Origin of the sequence: Aphanothece microscopica RSMan92 (assembly GCF_046613545.2) — a bacterium.
Classification (GTDB): domain Bacteria; phylum Cyanobacteriota; class Cyanobacteriia; order PCC-6307; family Cyanobiaceae; genus NIES-981.
Genome location: NZ_JBKKKY020000054.1, coordinates 1 through 19,584, shown reverse-complemented (window position 1 = coordinate 19,584; position 19,584 = coordinate 1). Strand labels below are relative to the sequence as shown.

The following is a 19,584-nucleotide window of genomic DNA, read 5'->3' as shown; positions in this document are numbered from 1 at the left end:
CGGGGACAGCGGGGTCTACGGCTGGGGCGACCCGGAGGAGGGGGGCTGGTGTGAACGGCTGCGCCGCCACTGGATGGGGCTGCCCGAAGGACCGGTGGTCTACCCCCTCGGGGTCCGGGGCGATGGCCTCGAGAGGGTGGCGGCCCGGCTCGAGCATGACGTGCGCTGCCGCGGCGAATTGCGTCGCCAGCAGCCGCAGGGGATTCTGCTGGCGGTGGGGCTCAACGACACCGCCCGGGTGGGCCGCCCGGACGGACGGCCGCAGCTCGATGCCGATGGCTTCCTGTTCGGCCTGGAGCAGCTGCTGCAGAGGGCCTCCCAACTGGCTCCCGTGCTGGTGCTCGGTCTCAGCCCGGTGCAGGAGGAGGCGATGCCCTTTGCCGATGTGCTTTGGTACAGCCTCGAGCAGGTCCGGCGCTATGAGGCCCTGCTGGAGCAGGCCTGCCTGGAAGCCGATGTGCCGTTTCTGCCGCTGCTGCGTCAGCTGCTCAGTGACCCGGCCTGGCCCGACTGGTTGAGCGGCGACGGTCTGCACCTGAACAGCGCAGGGCACCGGGAGGTGTACCGGCGGGTGCGCGACTGGCCGGCCCTGCTCGCCTGGGCTGGGTTGGAGCCCCTGCGCGCGGTCACCGGCGTGTCGGGATGATCCTGGGCCCCTGACCCCTCACCCGATCGAGCGATGCAGGATCCCCCCGGGAGGCGAGGCCCTTCCCCGCCGCCCGGGGGGACGGTGAAGGAGAGCCCTCCACCACCCCATGCGCTCCCATCCCCGGGATCCCTCCGCAACCCTCGACCCGCTTCAACGGGACCCCCAGGCGGCCAACGCCATCCAGATCCGCAACCGGGCCCTGCTGCGGCAGCTGGGCCGCTGCCGCCGGCCAGGGGCGCGCCTGCAGTGGCGCAATGCCCTGGTGGAAAACAACATGGCCCTGGTGCGGATGGTGGCCCAGCGGGAGAGCCGCCGCACCGGTCAGCCCTTCGATGAGCTCTGCTCGGCCGGTTACGAGGGGCTGGTCAGGGCGGTCGAGGGATTCGACACCGGGCGGGCCGTGAGCCTGAGCACCTATGTCGTGCCCTGCGTACGCGGCGCCATGCTCCAGGACCGGCGCGACCGGCAGCAACCCATCCAGACCCCCAGACGCCTGCGGGAACTCCACCGGCGGGCGGAGCGCTGGATGGAAGAACGGCGCGCCGCCGGGTTGCCCCCGGCCGGCAACGCCGCCATGGCTGCAGCGCTGCAGTGCAGTGTGGGGCAGCTCGAGGAGGCGGGCCGGGTGCAGCGGGCCCTGCAGCTCCGCAGCCTCGATGGGCCGCCGGAGGGTGGCGAAGCCGATGGGGCGGCCGGCTGCTGGCTCGACCAGCTGGCGGACCCCGCCGCCTGCCCCGGATCGGGCGCGTGCCCCGAGGTGGATCCCGAACTGAGCTGGCTGGAAGACCAGCTCGCCAGGCTGCCCCTGGCCGATCGACGGCTGCTCGAGGGGCGCTGGATGGAGGGCCTGAGCTGGCGGGACCTGGCCGCTGAACTGCGCCAGCCCCCCCAGCGTTGTCGCCGGCGGGGCGATCAGCTGCTGGCCAGGCTTCAGCGCCAGGCGAGCACGCTCCAGAGCAGCAGGGCCAGGAGCGCGGCCAGGGTGGTCTGAATGGCGTTGACTCGCTCGTTGGTGAGCCAATGGAAGCGGGGCTGCAGGGTGGCACCGATCCAGCTCTCGAGCAGGGTGGCCACCAGAGCCACCAGGCTCACCAGGCACCAGTCGCGCCAGCCGCTGATCAGCCCCAGCCCCAGCATCACCCCCGCCATCAGCGCACCGCCGGCCAGGCTGGCCGCCGTGCCCTCCAGGCTGATCGCCCCCTCCGTGCCCGCGGGCACGGGACGCAGGGTGGTGATCAGCAGGGTGTGACGGCCCCAGAGCTTGCCGAGTTCACTGCCCCAGGTGTCCGCCAGCTTGGCGGCGAAGCTGGCGGCGAAGGCCACCAGCAGCGGCGGCTGCCAGGCGGCGGGAAGCAGCACCACCAGCACGGCCAGAACCGCACCGGTGGCGGCCGAGCCCCAGACGTTCTCGGGGCCACGCCGCCCGCCGCGGCGCTCCGCCAGATCCGCCTGCTGCTTGCGGCGCAGGCCGAGCCGGGTCACCAGGGACCCGAGCAGCAGATAGGCGACCACGGCCAGCCAGCCCCGCGGGCCGAGGGTGCCCCAGAGCACGGTGCCCAGGATCCCCGCGTGCACCCAGCCCGCCGGTGTGAGCAAGGGCAGCCGCTGGACGGCGGCGATCAGGGCTCCATTGATCAGCAGGGCACTCCCCCAGGTGAGCGGCAGCTGGGGGGGAAGGGACAGCACAGTCACAGGTCCAGTCTGCAGGGAGGCGCTGACGGGGCGGGGCATCCGGCTGGGTTGCACGGCTCGGCTGGGTTGGACTGGCCGGATGTGTTGCACTGCCCTAAGCCGGCCGTCCGGGGCGGCCGGTCCAGCGGATAATCAGCCCACGACGTTGCCGTCTCCGACGCGATGGTGTTCAAGCGCAAGGGCTCCTTCTTCCTCGATCTGAGCGGTGAGGGCGGCACCAAGGAGGCCAAGCCGGTGAAGGTGGCGATCGCCGAACAGCCCGCTGCCCAAGCCACCTCAGCCCAACCCGCGGCGGCGGCCGGCTCCCAACCTGCTCCTGCCCAGACGGCAGCCCAGCCTGGAGCCCAGCAGAGCAGCCCCGCCGGTGGAGCCTCCCCCCTGACCACGGCCGAGGCGATCGCCGCCGAGCTGCGGGCCGCCCAGGAGGCGCTGCCCCCCCCCTCCATGGCGACCTATGCCCCGGAGTGCCTGAACCCGGCCAATGCCCTGCCGATGCGCCGCCGCCGCCCGGGCGCCAACCTGGCCGTCTTCAAGGGCATGGCCTCGGGGATGTTCCGCAACTGACCGGCAGGTCCTCCCGCCAGGCGGCCAGCCGTGTCGCCGCCGCCACGGCGGCGGTCGAGCTGCGCAGGATGCCCTCCCCCAGGCTGACCGGCCGCCACCCCGCGGCCTCGGCGACCCTTTCCTCGCTGGGGCTCCAGCCTCCCTCCGGACCGATCGCCACGGTCACCGAATCGGGTGGCGTGGGTCCGGCCCAGTCCTGCAGCACCGCTCCGAGGGAACGAAGCCCAGGCCTGCGCGTCGTGGCCAACAACGCCAGTCCCTGCCCCGGAGCCGCCGCCAGCCAGCCGCAGGCGGGTTCCGGCGCGAGGCAGCTGGGCAGCCAGAGCCGTTCACATTGCTCCAGGGCCTCGCGCAGCACGGCCTCCTGACGATCCGCGCGGATCGCCTCAGCCGCCGCCACGCTGCGCTCGGCCTGCAGCCACTGGAGCCGATCGATGCCGAGCTCGCAGACCATGCGCAGCAGGACGCCGGTGTCGCGGCGCGGGGGGGCCACCGCCAGCCCGAGGCAGGGCCAGGGCGCAGGCTCTCGGGCCAGTGGCTCCGCCAGCGGTTGCTCCAGCACGGCCCAGGCCCCATCCGCCCTGGCTCCCTCGGCCAGCTGGGCTGACCAGAGATGCCCCCGGCCGTCCACCACGCCGAACGCCTGGCCAGGCCGCAGCCGCAGCACCCGCCTCAGGTAGTGGCGTTCGGCAGCCTCCAGGGACACCCGGCCCTCCGTCGCTGCGGCCGCAAGCCGCAGCGGATCCAGCAGCACCCGCCTCAGTTCACGCACCACGCCTGCGCTCAGTCCGCGTCATCGGAGAGGCCGTCGAGCATGGGGAACATCGCCTCCGGCTGCTCCTCGATGGGCCAGTCCTCGTTGACACCGCCGATCAGCAGTTCCTCGATCTCGAGCACATCGTTGTCGAGCTGCCGCAGGGTGTTGATCAGCACGTCCAGGCCGAAGGCGTCACTGGTGCCGAGATCCACCCAGCAGCGGGCCCAGGCGCCCTCGTACTCCATCGGCCCCATGTTGTGCATCAGAGCCGGCATCGCCGTGGCGGCGCCGTCGCTGTCGTACGCCATCCAGCTCAGCTCGGCCCCCTCCTCATGGGCCTGAAGATTTTCCGCGTTGAACCCGCCCAGCTTGCCGAGGAAGAACCAGCTGTCGAAGGCGGTCTCCACATAGCCGCGCTCCCCCTGGCCCGGGGTGCTGGGGAAGCGCATCCAGATCCAGCAGTTGAAGGGATCGAACTCGCGGAAGCGCACCTCCATGACCAGGACACGCGGCAGGCCCGCGCGCGGCAACATGGCCTCACTATCCCCCACGACATCCACCACGACGCCGGCGCGCATGGGGCGGATGGGGTGCCGGCTGCCGCCGGGCCATGCTGGGCCCATGCTCGAACTGTGCGGCGTCGGATACCAGCCGGCCACGGCCACCAGGCCGATCCTGCAGAACGTCAACCTGTCTCTGGCCCCAGGTTCGATCGGCCTGGTGGCGGGCCGCAGTGGGGGCGGCAAGACCACCCTGCTCGAGGTGATCAGCGGTCTGGCCTCACCCGATCGCGGCACGATCAGCTGGGAGGGCCAGCCCCTGAGCTCGCGGCAACGGCGCTGGCTGTGCGGCCTGGTGTTCCAATTTCCCGAACGCCACTTTCTCGGCCTCACCGTGGGGCAGGAACTGAAGCTCGGCCACCGGCGGCTGGACAGCGGGCGGGTGGAGGCTGTGCTGGAGCAGGTGGGCCTCGGCGGCCTCTCCCCCCGGCAGTTGCCCGAGCAGCTCAGTGGCGGCCAGCAACGGCGGCTGGCCCTGGCCGTGCAGCTGCTGCGCAACCCCCAGGTGCTGCTGCTGGATGAGCCCACCGCCGGCCTCGACTGGGCCGTGCGGGCCGAGATCATCAGCCTGCTCCAGGTGCTGGGTCGGGAACGGGCCGTGCTGGTGGTGACCCACGAACCGGAGCTGTTCCGGGGAGCCGTGACGGCCGGCTGGCGGCTGGAGGACGGCACTCTGGTCCCGCTGGCGCCGGCCCCCCTCCTTACGATGCCCTGAGTGCATCGAGCCAGTGTGGGGGATCAGCTGCTGCGGGCCACAGCTGCCGGGGGCGGCATCCGCATGGTGGCGGTGACCACCACCGAGACCAGCCGCACCGCTGCCCAGCGGCACCAGCTCTCCTTTCTCACCACCGCCCTGCTCGGCCGGGCGATGAGTGCCGGGCTGCTTCTGGCGAGCTCGATGAAGATCGCCCATGGCCGGGTCAATCTCCGCATCGCCTCCGACAGCCCCCTCAAGGGTCTGATGGTGGATGCCGGGCGGGACGGCACCGTGCGGGGACACGTCGGCAACCCAGGACTGGAACTCGATCTGGTCGAGGAGCCGGATGGAAGCCGCCATTTCGACTTCGGCACCGCCACCGGCACCGGCTACCTGCATGTGGTGCGCGACTGGGGGGAAGGGGAGCCGTTCAGCTCCACCGTGGAACTGGTGAGCGGCGGCATCGGCGATGACATCGCCTCCTACCTGGCCCACTCCGAACAGACCCCCTCGGCGGTGTTCGTCGGGGAACGGATCGACAGCAGCGGTGTGCGCTGCAGCGGCGGCGTGCTGGTGCAGGTGCTGCCCAAGGCCGCGCGCGAGCCCGCGCTGGTGGCCCTGCTGGAGGAGCGCTGCCGCGAGATCTCGGGCTTCAGCAGCCGGCTGGAGGCCTGCCAGGGCAACCTGCTCACCCTGCTCGAGGACATCTTCCCGGACCTCGATCCCCAACCTCTCGGCAGCGACACGCCGCTGCAACCGGTCCGCTTCCGCTGCCCCTGCAACCGGGACCGCAGCCTCGGAGCCCTGAAACTGCTCGGGCGCCAGGAGCTCCGCTCGATGCTCGAAGAGGACGGCCAGGCCGAACTCACCTGCCATTTCTGCAGTGCCGTGTACCGGGTGAATGCCGATGAACTGCAGGGGCTCATCGAGGAGCTCAGCCCCGCCGCCTGAAGCGCGGCACGGCAGCCGTGCTCAGGCGACCAGCAGGGAGACCAGGAACAGCAGCGCCAGGGCCGGCAGTCCCTGGATCTGCTGATCCGTCAACGGCAAGCCGGCAGGCAGCCCAGTGGCCCCGGCCACCAGCCCACCGAGAATCAGGCCCACCGTCAGGGCGGCGAAGCCCCAGCCCACCGCGGCGAGAAAGCGGCGGCGCCGGCGCTGCAGGCACACCACACAGAGCGCGGTGGTGAGGGCGAGAATCAGTTCGACGGATGCGTTGGGCAACAGCAGCAGCAGGCCCAGCAGCAGGCCGAAGCCCCCCAGTGTCAGGGCCAGGTCCTGTCCTTCGGCCAGGGCGAAATGGGGCATCCCGATCGCCGGAGCGGCCACCTTGGGCATGGGCAGCTGGGGCAGGGCGGGCAAGGCCAGCCGAGGTGGTGGTGGCGCGAGCTGCTCGCGGGCCGAAGCCGTACGGGCGGCGGTGCTGACCTTGCCGGCCTGGCGCTGCTTCAGGCGCTCCATGAGCAGGGCGTCATAGGCCGCCTCGACCCTGGAGCGGGCCAACGGATCGTCGCCGGCGTCGGCGAGGCGAGCCTGCTTGGCCGCCTGCACCTCCTCGAAGGACGCCTCAGGGGTGATGCCGAGGCGTTCGTAGGGGCCGGAAGGTTCGGCCCCCGGAGGTTGCTGGTCGGAGGGGTCGGACATCACCATCAGCAGCGGGATCAGCGGTGGGCACGTTCGCCTGCTCCGAGCGTATCGAGGCCTGACTAGAAGAGCGGCTCACTGCAACGGAAACCTCCCTCTTTCTGGAGGCGCATCTGGCAGCGCTCCGCCTCGTCAGGGTCGAGGCGATGGCGCCGTTTGAGCAGCGGCATCTGGGGGGGGAGATGGCTGCCTTCCCGCATTTCGACACTGGGAGCCAGCGCAGAGCCGGTGACCGAATCGACTTGAAAGCTCACGTAGTCGCATCCCCCGTCCGGGCGGGGACGCACCAGCCAGAGCGGCTTGGGCATCGCCGTGATGGTTCGTTACAGACCAGTCTGGCGCGGCCGCAGGGCGAGTGTGGACGCCCTGCGGCCACACTCGCCGATCAGTGGGCTGGGGCCGGTTCACCACCGCGGCCTCCGGCCTCCTCCGCCACGCCGATGCGGGCGAAGAGATCGGCGCTGGGAGGATTCAGGTTGATCACCTGCACGGCGCTTCCGCCTCGCTTGATGCGACGGATGACCTGGTCCAGCGCGGCGACGCCGCTCTGGTCCCAGATGTGGGCGTCACCCATGTCGATCGTGACCCGGGCGGGATGCTCATGCACGTCGAAACCCTGCCGGAAATAGATGCTGCTGACGAAGAACAGCTGTCCTCGCACGGTGTAGACGCGATGGTCGTCGGCCTCGCGATGGGCCGCCACCTCGATCACCTTGGCCACCTTCCGACTGAACAGGATGCCGGCCAGGGCCACACCCGACAGCAGGCCGATCGCCAGGTTGTGGGTGAGCACGGTGATCACCACGGTGACCACCATCACGGCGGTGTCGCTGCGGGGAATCCGGCGGATCTCCGTGATCGAGCGAAGGTTGGCCGTGTTGATGGCGATCATGATCATCACCCCCACCAGGGTGGCCATCGGGATCCGGTTCACCCACTCCTGGGCCAGGAGAATCATGGCCAGCAGACTCACACCGGATGTGAGGGTCGAGAGGCGGGTCCGCCCCCCGTAGCCCACGTTCATCACCGACTGCCCGACCAGGGCACAGCCCGGCATCCCACCGAACAGGGCGCTGACGATGTTGCCGATGCCCTGGCCCCTGGCCTCCACATCCTTCGGACTGGTCTGGTCGGTGAGATCGTCGAGGATGTCCTGGGTGAGGAAGGTCTCCATCAGCCCCACCAGGGAGATGGCCAGGGCGGTCGGCAGGATGATGCCCAGGGTGTTGAGATCCCAGGGCACCGCGGGGAGACCCAGGACCGGCAGACCGCTGGGCAGGCTTCCGAGGGAAGCGACCGTGGGCACATCGAGCCGGAACCCGATGGCGATCCCCGTGGTGATCAGGATGGCGATCAGGGCCGACGGGATTGCCCGGGTCCAGCGGGGCAGCAGATAGATCAGCAGGAGGGTGAGGGCCATCAGCAACCAGACGGCCGGCAGCTGGGAAGGCTGGACCACGACCTTCTCCGGATGGAACACGTCGAGCCCCAGCTGGGGCAGCTGGGCCAGCAGGATCAGGATGGCCAGAGCGTTCACGAAACCGGCCATCACCGGCTGGGGAACGAAGCGCATCTGGTGGGCCAGCCGCAGGTAGCCCCAGGCGATCTGGAGCAGACCGGTGAGCAGGCCGGCGGCCAGGAGGTACTGCAGCCCGAGGCCCTCGCCAAGGGCCTCCCCCTGGGACACCAGGCCGGTCATCAGCAGGGCCGTGGAGCCCGTGGCCGAGGTGATCAACGCCGTGCGACCGCCCACGACCGCCAGGGTCACCGCCAGGGCGAACGCCCCGAACAACCCCACCCGCGGATCCACGCCGGCAATTCCCGAGAAGGCGATGGCCTCCGGGATCATGGCGAAGGCGACGACCAGTCCGGAGAGAATGTCGCGGTGGGGCTGCTGCCACCACTCACGCAGCGAGACACGCAACGGGAACAGCATCGCGGGAGAAGACAAGCGCGGGAGGACAGCGTGGATGGCAGTCGGGCCATCCCGGGGCTCCACCGCGTTGAGCTGGCGGGTGTTGTCACCCGGGAGGGAGCCGGAGCCGGACCACACCCTTTCCACCTTCTCAGACCGGGTGAGCCCGTCCCGATGCCACCCCAGCCGGAGGGGAGCCTGGGGCGCAGCTACGCCGACCTGATCGAGCGGCTCCACTACGACCCGGAGTTCTTCCGTCCCAGGCCGATCGGTTCCCGACGCTGAGCGCCGCCGCCGCCGAGCCCTACGGGCTCAGGCCTTGAGCGGAGTCACGCCCCGGGGCGCCATTGGCCCCGGGGCCATCCACGGCACGCTGCAGCGCCTCGGAGCGGCTGAGGCTGGCGTTCTCCGGCGGCAGCTTGGCGAACAGGCCGAGCTTCTCGAGCCGCGCCCGGGTGGTGCCTGTGGCGCCGACGACGAACACCTGGCGGCCCTTCTCGATGGCTTCCTCGACGGCGTTCTCCACCGCCAGGGCGGCGGTGACACCGAGGTGGGACACCTCACTGAGATCAAACACCACCGCTTTGCAGTCGCCGATGGCGTTGTGCTCGCGGCCGATCGCCTTGGCCACCCCGAAGATCATGGCGCCGGTGAGCTGGAAGAGCAGCACCTGGCCCTGGCCCTGATCGAGCAGGCGCTTCTCCTCGGGTTCGAGCAGCAGGTCGCCATCGCCGGTGGAGACCGACTTGACGGCCCTGCTCTGCAGGGCGCTCATCTTGTCGATGGTGAGGATGTTGGCGATGAACACGCCGATGCCCACCGCGGCGATCAGGTCGACCAGCACGGTGAGGGCGATCACCAGGTACATGATCAGCGCGCCGGTGATCGAGATGCGGTGGGCGCGCTTGAGGAAGCTCCAGTCGACGATGTCGAAGCCGACCTTGAGGGCGATGCCGGCGAGGACGGCCTGGGGGATCTGGGCGGCGAGGCGACCGCCCACCAGGATCACCAGCATGAGGATGAGGGCGCGGCTGAGGCCGGAGAGGGCGCTGCGGCCGCCGGCCTGGATGTTGACCACGGTGCCCATGGTGGCGCCGGCGCCGGCGATGCCCCCGAAGAGGCCGGAGACGAGGTTGCCGAGGCCCTGACCGATCAGTTCCTTGTTGGAGTCGTGCTCGGTGCGGGTGATGCTGTCGGCGATCACGGCGGTGAGCAGGGCATCGATGCAGCCGAGCATGCCCAGCACGGCGCCGTTCACCAGCATCAGCTGGAGCTGGGGCAGCGCGAAGTGGGGCGTCACCAGATGGGGGAAGCCTGAGGCGATCGCGCCGATGCGGCGGATGCCCTCCACCTCGGCGGAGGCATCGGCGCCGCGCAGCAGGGTGAGCGAGAGGATCGTGCCGGCGATCAGGGCGATCAGCTGGGGCGGGGCAACCTTCTTGATGCGGGCCGGCGTGAACCAGAGGATGGCCAGGGTCACCAGGGCCAGGGTCACTTCCGCCGGTCGGGTGGCGGCGATCAGGCCCGGCAGGTTGGTGAGGGTGCCGAGCACGCCGCCCCTGGGGATGGCCTGGCCGAGGAACGGTCCGAGCTGCAGCACCATCAGGATGATGCCGATGCCGCTCATGAAGCCCGAGATCACCGTGTAGGGCATCTGGGTGATGTAGCGGCCGAGGCGCAGCACCCCGAACAGGATCTGGAAGACCCCGGCCAGCATCACCACGGTGAAGGCCATGGCCAGGCCGGTCTCCCGGTCGGGGGCCTGGCCGATCAGGCTGGCGATGACGGCGGTCATCACCACGGTCATCGGGCCGGTGGGCTCGGAGATGAGGGTGGGGGTGCCGCCGAACAGGGCCGCGAACAGGCCCACCAGCACGGCGCCCCAGAGGCCGGCGGCGGCACCGGCGCCGGAGGCGACCCCGAAGGCCAGGGCCATCGGCAGGGCGATCACCGCCGCGGTGACGCCACCGAACAGGTCGCCCCTGATGTTGCTGCTGCTGAAGTGGTTCAGCAGGCGGAAGGCGGGTCGCCCGGGTGGCGCCGTCACTGTGGCCATGGCGCGCTCAGCCGCGGGTCTGGGCGAACCTTAGGAACGAGGGGATCGCTGGGAAGCTGACGGCAGCATCTTTAGGCTGGGCGGCAGGAACGGCGCTCTTTCATGGCGATCTACGCCGACAACAGCCTCAGCATCGGCCGCACTCCCCTGGTGCAGCTCAACCGGGTCACCCGGGGCTGCCACGCCAGGGTGCTCGCCAAGATCGAAGGCCGCAATCCGGCGTATTCGGTGAAATGCCGCATCGGGGCGGCGATGATCTGGCAGGCCGAGCAGGACGGACTGCTCGGACCCGGCAAGGAACTGATCGAGCCCACCAGCGGCAACACCGGCATTGCCCTGGCCTTCGTGGCGGCCTCCCGCGGGATCCCGCTCACGCTGACCATGCCGGAGACCATGAGCCTGGAGCGCCGCAAACTGCTGACGGCCTACGGCGCCCGCTTGCTCCTCACCGAAGGCCGCCTCGGGATGCCCGGGGCGATCAGTGCCGCCAAGGAGCTGGCCGCGTCCGCACCCGACCGTTACGTCCTGCTGCAGCAGTTCGCCAACCCGGCCAACCCCCGCATCCACCACGACACCACGGGGCCCGAGATCTGGGATGACTCCGAAGGCAGCATCGATGTGCTGGTGGCCGGTGTGGGCACCGGGGGCACCATCAGCGGCGTGAGCAGCTACATCAAGCAGACCCTGGGCCGACCGCTCGAATCGGTGGCGGTCGAGCCGGCCACCAGTCCGGTGATCTCCCAGAGCCGAGCCGGCGAGGATCTCAGGCCCGGCCCCCACAAGATTCAGGGCATCGGTGCCGGCTTCGTGCCGGCCAACCTCGACCTCGATCTGGTCGACCGGGTCGAGACCGTCACCGACGAGGAGGCCATGACCATGGCCCGACGGCTGATGCGGGAGGAGGGCATCCTGGCCGGGATCTCCTGCGGTGCCGCCACCTGTGCGGCGCTGCGCCTGGCCTCGGATCCGGCCTACGCCGGCAAGACGATCGTGGTGGTGTTGCCGGACTCCGGCGAGCGCTATCTGAGTTCGGCCCTGTTCGAAGGCGTGTTCAACGAGAGCGGACTCGCTGTGGTCTGAAACCGGCGGGCCCAGAGCTGGAGGGGACAGTGCGTCGACCGCCCAACCGGGGTGTGGCATCAAGATTGGCGCACCTCGCCCGATCCAGGCCACCCCACGCCATGGCCCGAACCAACTGCATCTGGGTCGTTGACGACGATCCGGAACTCAGGCAGATGCTCCACCGCTACCTGGGCGAACAGGGCTACGAGGTCCGCTGCCTGGCGGATGGTCAGCAACTGAAGGCCCGTCTGGAAAACCAGCGCCCCGATCTGGTGGTGCTGGACCTGATGCTGCCCGGCGACGATGGGCTCAGCCTGCTGCGCCGGCTCCGCGATGCCGGGGATGACCTGCCCGTGCTGATGCTCACCGGTCGGGGGGATGGGGTGGACCGGATCATCGGCCTCGAGCAGGGCGCCGACGACTACCTGGCCAAACCGTTCCTGCCCCGCGAACTGACCGCCCGCATCGAGGCCGTGCTGCGCCGCCGGGGTCAGGGCCCCGCCGGAACACCGGTGGCCGACGCCACCCCGATCAGCTTCGGCCCCTGGTGCCTGGAGCCCAGCAGCCGCAACCTGCTGCGCAGCGGCGAGCCGATCAGCATCACCAGCGGTGAATTCAGTCTGCTGCTGGCCTTTGCCCAGCACCCCCACCGCCCCCTCTCCCGCGAACGGCTGATCGAACTCTCCCGTGGACCGACCAGCGAAACCGATGCCCGCAGCATGGATGTGCAGGTCTCGCGGCTGCGGCGCCTGATCGAGGAGGATCCCTCCCGCCCCCGCCACATCCAGACCGTGTGGGGCTACGGCTATGTCTTCGTCCCCGATGGCCGGCCCCGCGCCTAGCCACCGCTGGTTGAGGCTGCTGGGCTACGGACTCGGGGGCCTGGTGCTGTGGCTGCTCAGCCTGATCGTGGTCCAGGCCCTGCTGAGTCGACGGATCGCGCGGTCCCAGATGGTTCAGCTCGGCTCGGAGGTGGCCTTCAGCCTGCGGCTGGGTGAACTGGCCCTGGAGCGCTACCCGATGGATGCGGTCGCTGAGCTCGGCGGGCTGGAACTCGCCGAGAGTCCCCCACCGTCGAGCCGACGCGGCAGGGCCGAGGCCCTGGCCCTTCGCGCCGAACTCTGCCGCCAGCTGGGCTACTGCCGCGATGTGGTGGCCGCCGGGGGAGGGCTGTGGGTCGAGATGGTCTCACCGCTCGAGCCGATCTGGCTCTTCGTGGCTCCTCCCACACCGCGCCGCTGGCCACCCGACACCCTGTCGCTGGTGCTCTCCCTGGTGGCGACCGGCCTGGGACTGACGACGCTGGTGCTCAGCCTGGAAGTCCAGCGCCCCCTACAGCTGCTGGAGATCTCGCTTCAGCAGCTGGGGACAGGTCGCAATCCCCGGCCGGTGCCGGAGCGCGGCACCCGCGCCGTCCGGCAGATCACGGCACGCTTCAACGCCCTGCTGCGGCGGCTGGACGAGGCCCGCCGCGAGCGGGAGACGATGCTGGCCGGCATCGGCCATGACCTCAACCGGCCGATCACCCGCCTGCGGCTGCGGCTCCATCTGGCGGAGGATCAGCCCATGCGTCCCGAGGAGGCCGCCAAGGCCCAGGGGGATCTCGATGCCCTGGAGCGCATCACCCAGCAGTTCATGTCCTTCGCGCGCGGGGAAAGCCACGAAGCCCCCGTTCAGGTATCCCTCGATGCCCTCTTGGCGGAACTGGCGGGCCAGAGCGCGGTGACGCCGCTGAAGCTCGACCTCGTCTCCCTTGACGCCTGGGTCAGGCCGGTGAGCCTGGGCAGGGCGATCGGCAACCTGCTGGACAATGCCGCCAGCCATGGCCGTGCGCCCTTCCGGCTCGGCCTGCGCCCCTGGGGAAGCGACGGATTCGAGATCACGGTGGCCGACGGGGGCGATGGCATCCCCGAGCACCTCTGGGAGCAGGCCCTGCAGCCGTTTCGCCGGCTGGATGAGGCCCGGGGCGGTGACGGCCACTGTGGCCTGGGTCTGGCCATCGCCCAGCGGGCGGCCCTGGCCCACAACGGCGAACTGATCCATGCACACCCGGAGGGTGGAGGCTTCGTCCTGGGCCTGCGGGGTCGGTCCCTGTCAGATCTGGTCACACTTTCGCGCGATCCAGACAGATCCGCGTCAGATCCAGCCACCAGGATGAAGGGCGTTGAGTCCTCCTGAGTCCATGTCTCCCCTTTCAACCGCCCGGATGCCCCTTCCCCGCCTGCTGGCCGCCTGCGGCTGCGCCAGCGCCCTCAGCCTCAGCATGGCCCTCGGGGCCCTCTCACCCGCCGCCGCCCAGGACTCGGCACCACCGGAGCGGCTGACCCCGGCCCAGAAGGAGAAGGTCTTTCCCGAGCGCAAGGCCCTGCTCCTCAAGCAGCAGCAGCAACGCCTGACCATCCAGCAGAAGGGCCAGCGCTGCACGCAGGCGGCCAAGGACCAGCAGGCCCTTCGCGCCTGCATGAAGGAAGAACGCATGGCCACCCGGCAGCTGCGCAGCCAGTACCGCGAGGAGATGCGCAAGATCTACGAGCGCAATGGCATCAAGGCGCCGGTGGGTGGCCCTGGCAAAGGGAAAAAGGGCTCCAAGGGCGGGGCTGACGCCTGATCCGGCGAGCCGTTCGGGGTCCCTTCATCGGAAGCGGACCCCCGCTGGAGCTGTAACGCGTCTTTGCGCCGACCTGGCGACCGTGGGAGGTCTGCCTACGGTGACCGTACCGCGAGAGGAGACGGCGTCATGCATACCCATGACATGGAGAACCACGACAACCTCTACGCCGACGAAGTCGCCGCCGTGCCGGGGGAGACCCTGGCGGACGCCCAATCCCACGCCCTCTGGGCCACGGCTCTGATCGCGACCATGGTGGTGGGCCTGGGCATCTCCCTGGCAGTCTTCTGATCGCCGAGCTCTTCTGATCGGAGAGCTCATCTGATCGAGGCGCTCTTCTGATCCCGCGGTGGCCGGCGCCGAGCCCCCGCGGGAGGATGGCGGCCGGCCCTGAGCTCCAGCTGAGCAGCCCCGATGCCCCTCCCCCACCAGCCGGCACTCTCCCGTCGCCGGATGCTTCAGCTGAGTGCCCTGGGGGCTGGGGTGCTGCTCAGCCGTGCCTGGCAGGGAGAAGCCCACGCCGCAGGGCAGTCCACTGGGGCGCTGCGGATCGCCTTGATCAGCGACCTCAACAGCAGCTACGGATCGACGCACTACGTGCCCCAGGTGGCACGCGGGGTGGAGCTGCTGCTCTCCCTGCGGCCCGATCTGGTGCTGTGCGCCGGCGACATGGTCGCCGGGCAGAAAGCGGGGCTCAGCCAGGCCCAGCTCGATGCCATGTGGGCCAGTTTCGCCGACCGGGTCCTGGCCCCCCTGCGCAGCGCCGGCATCCCCTTTGCTCCGGCCATGGGCAACCACGATGCGTCGAGCAGCCGCCGCAACGGGGCCTTCGCCTTCGCCCTGGACCGTCAGCGGGCCCAGGCGTTCTGGCGGCCCCGCGCCGCAAGTCTCGGCCTGAACGTCGTGGAGGGCGCGGCCTTCCCGTTCCGCTACAGCCTGCTGGAGGGCGGCGTCTTCACCCTCGTGCTGGATGCCTCCTCAGCGACGCTTGACGCCGAGCAGCTGGCCTGGGCGGAGCAGCAGCTGGGCACTCCGGCGGCCCGCTCAGCCCGACTGGGGCTGGTGGTGGGTCACCTCCCCCTCTACGCCGTGAGCCAGGGCCGCGATCGGCCCGGGGAGGTGCTCGATCAACCCGAGCGCCTGCGGCAGTTGCTGGAACGTCATGGGGTGAGTGCCTACATCAGCGGGCACCATCACGCCTACTTCCCCAGCCGGGTCGGCCGCCTGAATCTGCTCAGCCTCGGGGCCATGGGCAGTGGTCCCCGACGTCTGCTGCAGAACCCGCCAGCCCCGAGCCAGAGCCTCACCCTGCTCGAGCTCCCCGCCGCCGGCTCCAGCGCAACCACCGCCGACGCAACCACCGCCCGCGAAACCACCTACGACCTGAACACCCTCAGGCCGATCCCGCCCAACGCCCTGCCCCAGGCCCTCCAGCCCAGCCGCGGCCCACGCCTGCCCCGCCGTGAACCGGGCCTGCCGCTCAGCTGAGCGCCATCCCATCCAGCAGGTTGTCGATCAGCCGGCGCCCTTGCCGCCGTGCCCGATCGCCCCAGCGGCCGGCCTCCTCGCGCAGGCGAACCGCACCAGCGGGTCCCAGCGCCTCCTCCACATAGGCCCCATCCTCCTGGAGCCAGCGCTCCAGATCGTCGGGCAGCAGCTCCACATGGAACTGCAGGCCGAGGGCACGGCTCCCCAGACGAAACATCTGCTCGCGGCACAACAGGCTGGAGGCCAGCAGGGTCGCCCCCTCGGGCAGAAGGATGCGATCGCCATGCCAGTGGAGCACCAGCTCGCTCGGGTCGAGTCCGACCAGCAGCGGCTCCTGCTCGGGGGTGCGGCTGAAGCTCACGGCGCCCCACCCCACTTCCCGCACCGGTGTGGCGGCGGTGCCGATCGCGAGGGGCTCCACCGCACCCCCCGCGGCATGGGCCAGCAGCTGGGCCCCCAGGCAGATCCCCACCACGGGCCGCTGCTGCCGCAGCACCCGCTCCAGCAGGGCCACCTCCGCCGCGAGCCAGGGGAGGGCCGGATCACCGATCTGCGCGACCCCCATCGGTCCCCCCAGCACGAGCAGGAGATCCCCGGGCCCTGGCTCCGGCAGCGGCTCGCCCCGATCGGGCCGGAACACCTGCAGCTCCCAGCCCCGTGCCGCGGCGGCCTGGGCGAAGAGCCCGGGGCCCTCCCGCTCGAGGTGCTGGACAACGAGCAGTCGGGGCATCGGCTGGGGCCCGGCAGGTCCCCATCCTCGGCGATGGCGCCCGGCCCTGCGGCACCGGGCGTTGGGGTTGTGCCTTTGGTTGCCCGGCCACGTCTCCTGCGACAACCCTGCCGCCGGGTCCAGCCGCCAGGCTGATCGCAGCCCCGGAATCGCCCATGCTTCGACTTCAAGGCAACCGCCTCAGCCTGCTGGCAGCCCTCACCGCCCACTGGGCGGACCAGCAGCTCCAACTGCCCCAGCCATGGCGTCCGTCCCCCCGGGAAATTCGCCGGAGCCTGCCGGGCCGCCCCAGCACCCGAGGCTGAAGGTGCCATCAGAACCGGCGCCCCATGGGTCCATAGCCTTGGAGCGGCCCAGCTGCAGCGGAGCTGCCCTGCCTTGAACAACCTCACCCAAGCCATCAACGCGCACCTGGAATCGGAGTTCCAGGCCAGCCACAGCTACCTCGCGATGTCGATCTGGCTGCGGGAGAAGGACCTGGCCGGCTTCTCGAGCTACATGCTGGAGAAAAGCAACGAGGAGCGGACCCATGCGGCCCGGATGATCGCCTACCTCGTGGATTGTGACGAGGAAGTGGTCCTGCCCACGATCCAGGCTCCCGAAAGGCACTGGGAGTCGGTGCAGCACCTCTTCGATCGGGTCTACGACATGGAGAAGGAGGTCACCGCCTCGATCAACCGCCTCTACAGCCTGGCGGAGGCCTCATCCGACCGGAGCGCCTCCGCCATGCTCGATTGGTTCGTGGCCGAACAGATCAAGGAGGAGGCCGAGGCTCGTTTCGTGCGCAAACGGCTGCGCCTGGCCGGTGACAACGCCGCCGCCCTGCTGCTGCTCGACCAGCAGTTCCTGGAGGGCACGGCCCTGGCCCATGTGAAGGCCACCATGCTGGGCTTCAGCACCGACCAGCCCTGAGCTGACGGGCGCCGCCAGGGCGTCCCGTGCCGGTCCCGCCGGCAGCCGTGGCCCCACCGGGTCCCCCCCACGAGAATGGGGACAGCAGTCGGGCAATCGATGAGTTACCTGCGGGACATCATGGAGCGGCTGGGGGCCAGCCGGGATGGGGCCGCCAGCGGGACCTCCGCCCGCGATGCCGGCGAACCGCAGCTTCTCGAGGCAGCCCCCTACCGCCACCACCTGGATCACTGCAGCGAGCCGATGCTCCTCTACGAGTGGACCTGGCTCGAGCTCCACCTGGAGGATCTGCGCCTCTGCCGGGCCAATGACGAGATGCGGAAGGTGGCCGGCGGTTCCCGCCACCTCGAAGCCCTGATCGCCGCCGCGGAACGGAATCAGGAGCAACTCGCGGCGGTGTTCGCCGAGCGGGGCCTGACTCCCCGCCGCCTCCCCCACAGCGTCGCCGCCGGAGAACACGCCTGGGAACTCAGCAACGCGCAGCTGCGGGCCCAGTGGGGCCTGCCCGGCTCCACGCCCTAGGGCTCCAGCATGCTGCTATCGGCATCCGAGCCGATCTGGTCCCTCGGGCCGGACGCGGTGGTGGCGGGCCTCCTCTCCGCCCCCGAGGGACTCTCCGGCGCGGAGGCCGCACTGCGCCTGGAGCGCTTCGGCCCCAACCGGCTGCCGCCGCCGAAACGGCGCTCCCTGGCCCTGCGGCTGGCCGACCAGCTGCTGCACTTCATGGCCATCCTCCTGTGGGTGGCCGGGGCCCTGGCCTTCGCCGCGGGCACGCCCGAGCTGGGGCTGGCGATCTGGGCCGTGGTGCTGCTCAACGGCCTCTTCTCCTTCTGGCAGGAATTCCAGGCCGAGCGGACCCTCGAGGCCCTCACCCATGCCCTGCCGCTCCAGGTGCGGGTGTGGCGGGATGGCCACCTGGCCGAGATCAACGCCGCCGAGCTGGTGATCGGCGACCGGATCACCCTCGAGGAAGGGGACCAGGTCCCCGCGGATGCCCGGCTGGTGAGCGCCACCGAGCTGAGTGTCGACCTGGCGGTCCTCACCGGTGAGGCGGTGCCGGTGGCCCGCCATGCCGAGCCGATTCCCCCCGACGGCCCGGCCATGCCGATGCGCGAGCGGGCGAACCTGGTGCTGGCGGGCACCACCGTGGCCGCTGGACGGGGAGAGGCGTTCGTCTACGCCACGGCCAGTGACACCGAGTTCGGTCACGTGGCCAGTCTCACGGCCGCCACGGAGCGGGGGGCCAGCACCCTGGAGCGCCAGGTGGGACGGATCGTCCGCACCATCACCACCATCGCCCTGCTGATGGGGCTGGTCACCTTCGGCCTCAGCCTGCTGTTCGTGGGAATGGGCCCGTTGGAGAGCCTGGTCTTCGCCGTGGGGATCCTCGTCGCCAACGTGCCCGAAGGGCTCCTGCCGACGGTCACCCTGGCCCTGGCGATCAACGTGCAGCGCATGGCACGACGGCGGGCGCTGGTGCGGCGGCTCTCCGCCGTGGAGACCCTCGGTTCCGTCAGCGTGATCTGCAGCGACAAGACCGGCACCCTCACCTGCAACCGCATGGCCCTGCAGGCCACCTGGCTCCCCACAGAAGAGCCGGGGCTGGACCTCGAGCTGCTGGAGGCGGCCTGCCTCTGCTCCAATGCCTACCTGCTGCGCAGCGCGGATGGGCTGCGCAGCATCGGTGATCCCACTGAGACGGCGCTGGTCCAGGCCGCCCTCGAGCGCGGTCTCGCGCTGGAGACCCTTCAGGCGGAGCAGCCCCGCCGGCGCGAGCTGCCCTTCGACTCGCGCCGGCGCCGCATGAGCGTGGTGGTGCAGCACGGGGAGCAGTTGCTGCTGCTCACCAAGGGGGCTCCTTCGGAGCTGATCGGTCTCTGCCGGGCCGAGCTCACGGGCCGTGGCGCCGTGCCGCTGGACGACGAGGGGCGCCGCCGGGCAGCGGCGGCCAACGACGCCCTGGCGCGCCAGGGCTACCGCGTCCTCGCCGTGGCCCGTCGGCCGGGCTCGGGGAGCTTGCTCACCGCCCCGGCGGAGGAGCTCGAGCAGAACCTGACACTGGTGGGCCTGGTGGCCCTCTACGACCCGCCGCGCCCCGAGGTTCCCGAGGCCATCCGCCTCTGCCACCAGGCGGGCATCAAGGTGACCATGGTCACCGGCGACTACGGCCTCACCGCCCAGGCCATCGCCCACCAGATCGGCCTGCTGGATCCCCCCATCGGTGCGGCCCATCCGGTCCACGCCGACCCG

Annotated in this window: 23 protein-coding genes; 15 read left to right on the top strand and 8 right to left on the bottom strand. The window is 70.6% G+C overall.

Annotated elements, in window-relative coordinates; translation table 11 throughout:
* Together ACLD7X_RS13005 and ACLD7X_RS13000 are read left to right on the top strand one after the other, a co-directional pair.
* Nucleotides 1-646: GDSL-type esterase/lipase family protein (locus ACLD7X_RS13005; RefSeq protein ID WP_411424072.1), on the top strand; the 646-nt coding region annotated here is incomplete at its 5' end.
* 109 nt (nt 647-755) lie between these two features.
* On the top strand, nt 756-1,640 hold the full coding sequence (locus ACLD7X_RS13000; RefSeq protein ID WP_411424071.1) for a sigma-70 family RNA polymerase sigma factor: 885 nt from the start codon (nt 756-758) through the stop codon (nt 1,638-1,640).
* On the opposite strand, the gene ACLD7X_RS12995 is transcribed toward ACLD7X_RS13000, so the two are convergent.
* Entirely contained in the window at nt 1,580-2,341 is a 762-nt protein-coding gene (locus ACLD7X_RS12995) for a DUF92 domain-containing protein (protein WP_411424070.1), read from the bottom strand. The two genes, ACLD7X_RS13000 and ACLD7X_RS12995, sit on opposite strands and share 61 nt — an antisense overlap.
* A gap of 162 nt (nt 2,342-2,503) precedes the next feature.
* On the opposite strand from ACLD7X_RS12995, the gene ACLD7X_RS12990 reads away from it, so the two are divergent.
* A complete protein-coding gene (locus tag ACLD7X_RS12990; protein WP_411424069.1) occupies nt 2,504-2,905 on the top strand; it encodes a hypothetical protein in 402 nt (133 codons plus the stop codon).
* On the opposite strand, the gene ACLD7X_RS12985 is transcribed toward ACLD7X_RS12990, so the two are convergent.
* Both ACLD7X_RS12985 and ACLD7X_RS12980 read right to left on the bottom strand, forming a co-directional pair.
* The gene (locus tag ACLD7X_RS12985) at nt 2,871-3,611 is read right to left on the bottom strand and encodes an RsmE family RNA methyltransferase (protein WP_411424075.1); all 741 of its coding nucleotides are present in this window, start codon (nt 3,609-3,611) and stop codon (nt 2,871-2,873) included. The genes ACLD7X_RS12990 and ACLD7X_RS12985 overlap by 35 nt on opposite strands.
* A gap of 77 nt (nt 3,612-3,688) precedes the next feature.
* Nucleotides 3,689-4,240: a DUF3531 family protein gene (locus ACLD7X_RS12980; protein ID WP_412007079.1), complete on the bottom strand. Its 552-nt coding sequence runs from the start codon at nt 4,238-4,240 to the stop codon at nt 3,689-3,691.
* Nucleotides 4,241-4,283: 43 nt separating this feature from the next.
* On the opposite strand from ACLD7X_RS12980, the gene ACLD7X_RS12975 reads away from it, so the two are divergent.
* Together ACLD7X_RS12975 and hslO are read left to right on the top strand one after the other, a co-directional pair.
* Nucleotides 4,284-4,937, top strand: coding sequence for an ABC transporter ATP-binding protein (locus ACLD7X_RS12975; RefSeq protein WP_412007080.1), 654 nt, complete (start codon nt 4,284-4,286; stop codon nt 4,935-4,937).
* A gap of 15 nt (nt 4,938-4,952) precedes the next feature.
* Entirely contained in the window at nt 4,953-5,870 is a 918-nt protein-coding gene (gene hslO / locus ACLD7X_RS12970; RefSeq protein WP_411424074.1) for an Hsp33 family molecular chaperone HslO, read from the top strand.
* A 21-nt stretch (nt 5,871-5,891) separates the two neighbouring features.
* On the opposite strand, the gene ACLD7X_RS12965 is transcribed toward hslO, so the two are convergent.
* The 4 genes from ACLD7X_RS12965 to bicA form a co-directional block, all read right to left on the bottom strand.
* The gene (locus tag ACLD7X_RS12965; RefSeq protein WP_411424066.1) at nt 5,892-6,563 is read right to left on the bottom strand and encodes a CPP1-like family protein; all 672 of its coding nucleotides are present in this window, start codon (nt 6,561-6,563) and stop codon (nt 5,892-5,894) included.
* 62 nt (nt 6,564-6,625) lie between these two features.
* Nucleotides 6,626-6,871: a DUF1651 domain-containing protein gene (locus tag ACLD7X_RS12960; RefSeq protein WP_411424065.1), complete on the bottom strand. Its 246-nt coding sequence runs from the start codon at nt 6,869-6,871 to the stop codon at nt 6,626-6,628.
* Between the two features lie 77 nt (nt 6,872-6,948).
* Nucleotides 6,949-8,616 carry a SulP family inorganic anion transporter gene (locus ACLD7X_RS12955; RefSeq protein ID WP_425625199.1) on the bottom strand — a complete coding sequence of 556 codons (1,668 nt, stop codon included), beginning with the start codon at nt 8,614-8,616 and terminating at the stop codon, nt 6,949-6,951.
* Between the two features lie 166 nt (nt 8,617-8,782).
* A complete protein-coding gene (gene bicA / locus ACLD7X_RS12950; protein WP_411424064.1) occupies nt 8,783-10,534 on the bottom strand; it encodes a bicarbonate transporter BicA in 1,752 nt (583 codons plus the stop codon).
* Between the two features lie 102 nt (nt 10,535-10,636).
* On the opposite strand from bicA, the gene cysK reads away from it, so the two are divergent.
* The 6 genes from cysK (at nt 10,637) to ACLD7X_RS12920 (ending at nt 15,692) form a co-directional block, all read left to right on the top strand.
* A complete protein-coding gene (gene cysK / locus ACLD7X_RS12945) occupies nt 10,637-11,614 on the top strand; it encodes a cysteine synthase A (RefSeq protein ID WP_411424063.1) in 978 nt (325 codons plus the stop codon).
* Between the two features lie 101 nt (nt 11,615-11,715).
* Nucleotides 11,716-12,438 (top strand): response regulator, encoded by a 723-nt coding sequence (locus tag ACLD7X_RS12940; protein ID WP_411424062.1) that lies wholly within the window; start codon nt 11,716-11,718, stop codon nt 12,436-12,438.
* Nucleotides 12,404-13,774: an ATP-binding protein gene (locus ACLD7X_RS12935; protein WP_411424061.1), complete on the top strand. Its 1,371-nt coding sequence runs from the start codon at nt 12,404-12,406 to the stop codon at nt 13,772-13,774. Before ACLD7X_RS12940 ends, ACLD7X_RS12935 begins: the two co-directional genes overlap by 35 nt.
* 4 nt (nt 13,775-13,778) lie before the next feature.
* Nucleotides 13,779-14,204 carry a hypothetical protein gene (locus ACLD7X_RS12930; RefSeq protein WP_411424060.1) on the top strand — a complete coding sequence of 142 codons (426 nt, stop codon included), beginning with the start codon at nt 13,779-13,781 and terminating at the stop codon, nt 14,202-14,204.
* Nucleotides 14,205-14,333: 129 nt separating this feature from the next.
* The gene (locus ACLD7X_RS12925) at nt 14,334-14,495 is read left to right on the top strand and encodes a hypothetical protein (protein ID WP_411424059.1); all 162 of its coding nucleotides are present in this window, start codon (nt 14,334-14,336) and stop codon (nt 14,493-14,495) included.
* Nucleotides 14,496-14,618: 123 nt separating this feature from the next.
* A complete protein-coding gene (locus ACLD7X_RS12920; protein ID WP_411424058.1) occupies nt 14,619-15,692 on the top strand; it encodes a metallophosphoesterase family protein in 1,074 nt (357 codons plus the stop codon).
* Here ACLD7X_RS12920 and ACLD7X_RS12915 read toward each other — a convergent pair.
* Nucleotides 15,685-16,422 carry a type 1 glutamine amidotransferase gene (locus tag ACLD7X_RS12915; RefSeq protein WP_411424057.1) on the bottom strand — a complete coding sequence of 246 codons (738 nt, stop codon included), beginning with the start codon at nt 16,420-16,422 and terminating at the stop codon, nt 15,685-15,687. The two genes, ACLD7X_RS12920 and ACLD7X_RS12915, sit on opposite strands and share 8 nt — an antisense overlap.
* A 155-nt stretch (nt 16,423-16,577) precedes the next feature.
* Between ACLD7X_RS12915 and ACLD7X_RS12910 the strand changes: the two genes are divergently transcribed.
* The 4 genes from ACLD7X_RS12910 to ACLD7X_RS12895 form a co-directional block, all read left to right on the top strand.
* A complete protein-coding gene (locus ACLD7X_RS12910) occupies nt 16,578-16,727 on the top strand; it encodes a hypothetical protein (protein ID WP_411424056.1) in 150 nt (49 codons plus the stop codon).
* A gap of 73 nt (nt 16,728-16,800) precedes the next feature.
* Nucleotides 16,801-17,334 carry a ferritin gene (locus ACLD7X_RS12905; RefSeq protein WP_411424055.1) on the top strand — a complete coding sequence of 178 codons (534 nt, stop codon included), beginning with the start codon at nt 16,801-16,803 and terminating at the stop codon, nt 17,332-17,334.
* A gap of 99 nt (nt 17,335-17,433) precedes the next feature.
* A complete protein-coding gene (locus ACLD7X_RS12900; RefSeq protein WP_411424054.1) occupies nt 17,434-17,856 on the top strand; it encodes a hypothetical protein in 423 nt (140 codons plus the stop codon).
* Between the two features lie 9 nt (nt 17,857-17,865).
* The coding region (locus ACLD7X_RS12895) for a cation-translocating P-type ATPase (RefSeq protein ID WP_411424053.1) at nt 17,866-19,584 on the top strand (1,719 nt) is incomplete at its 3' end.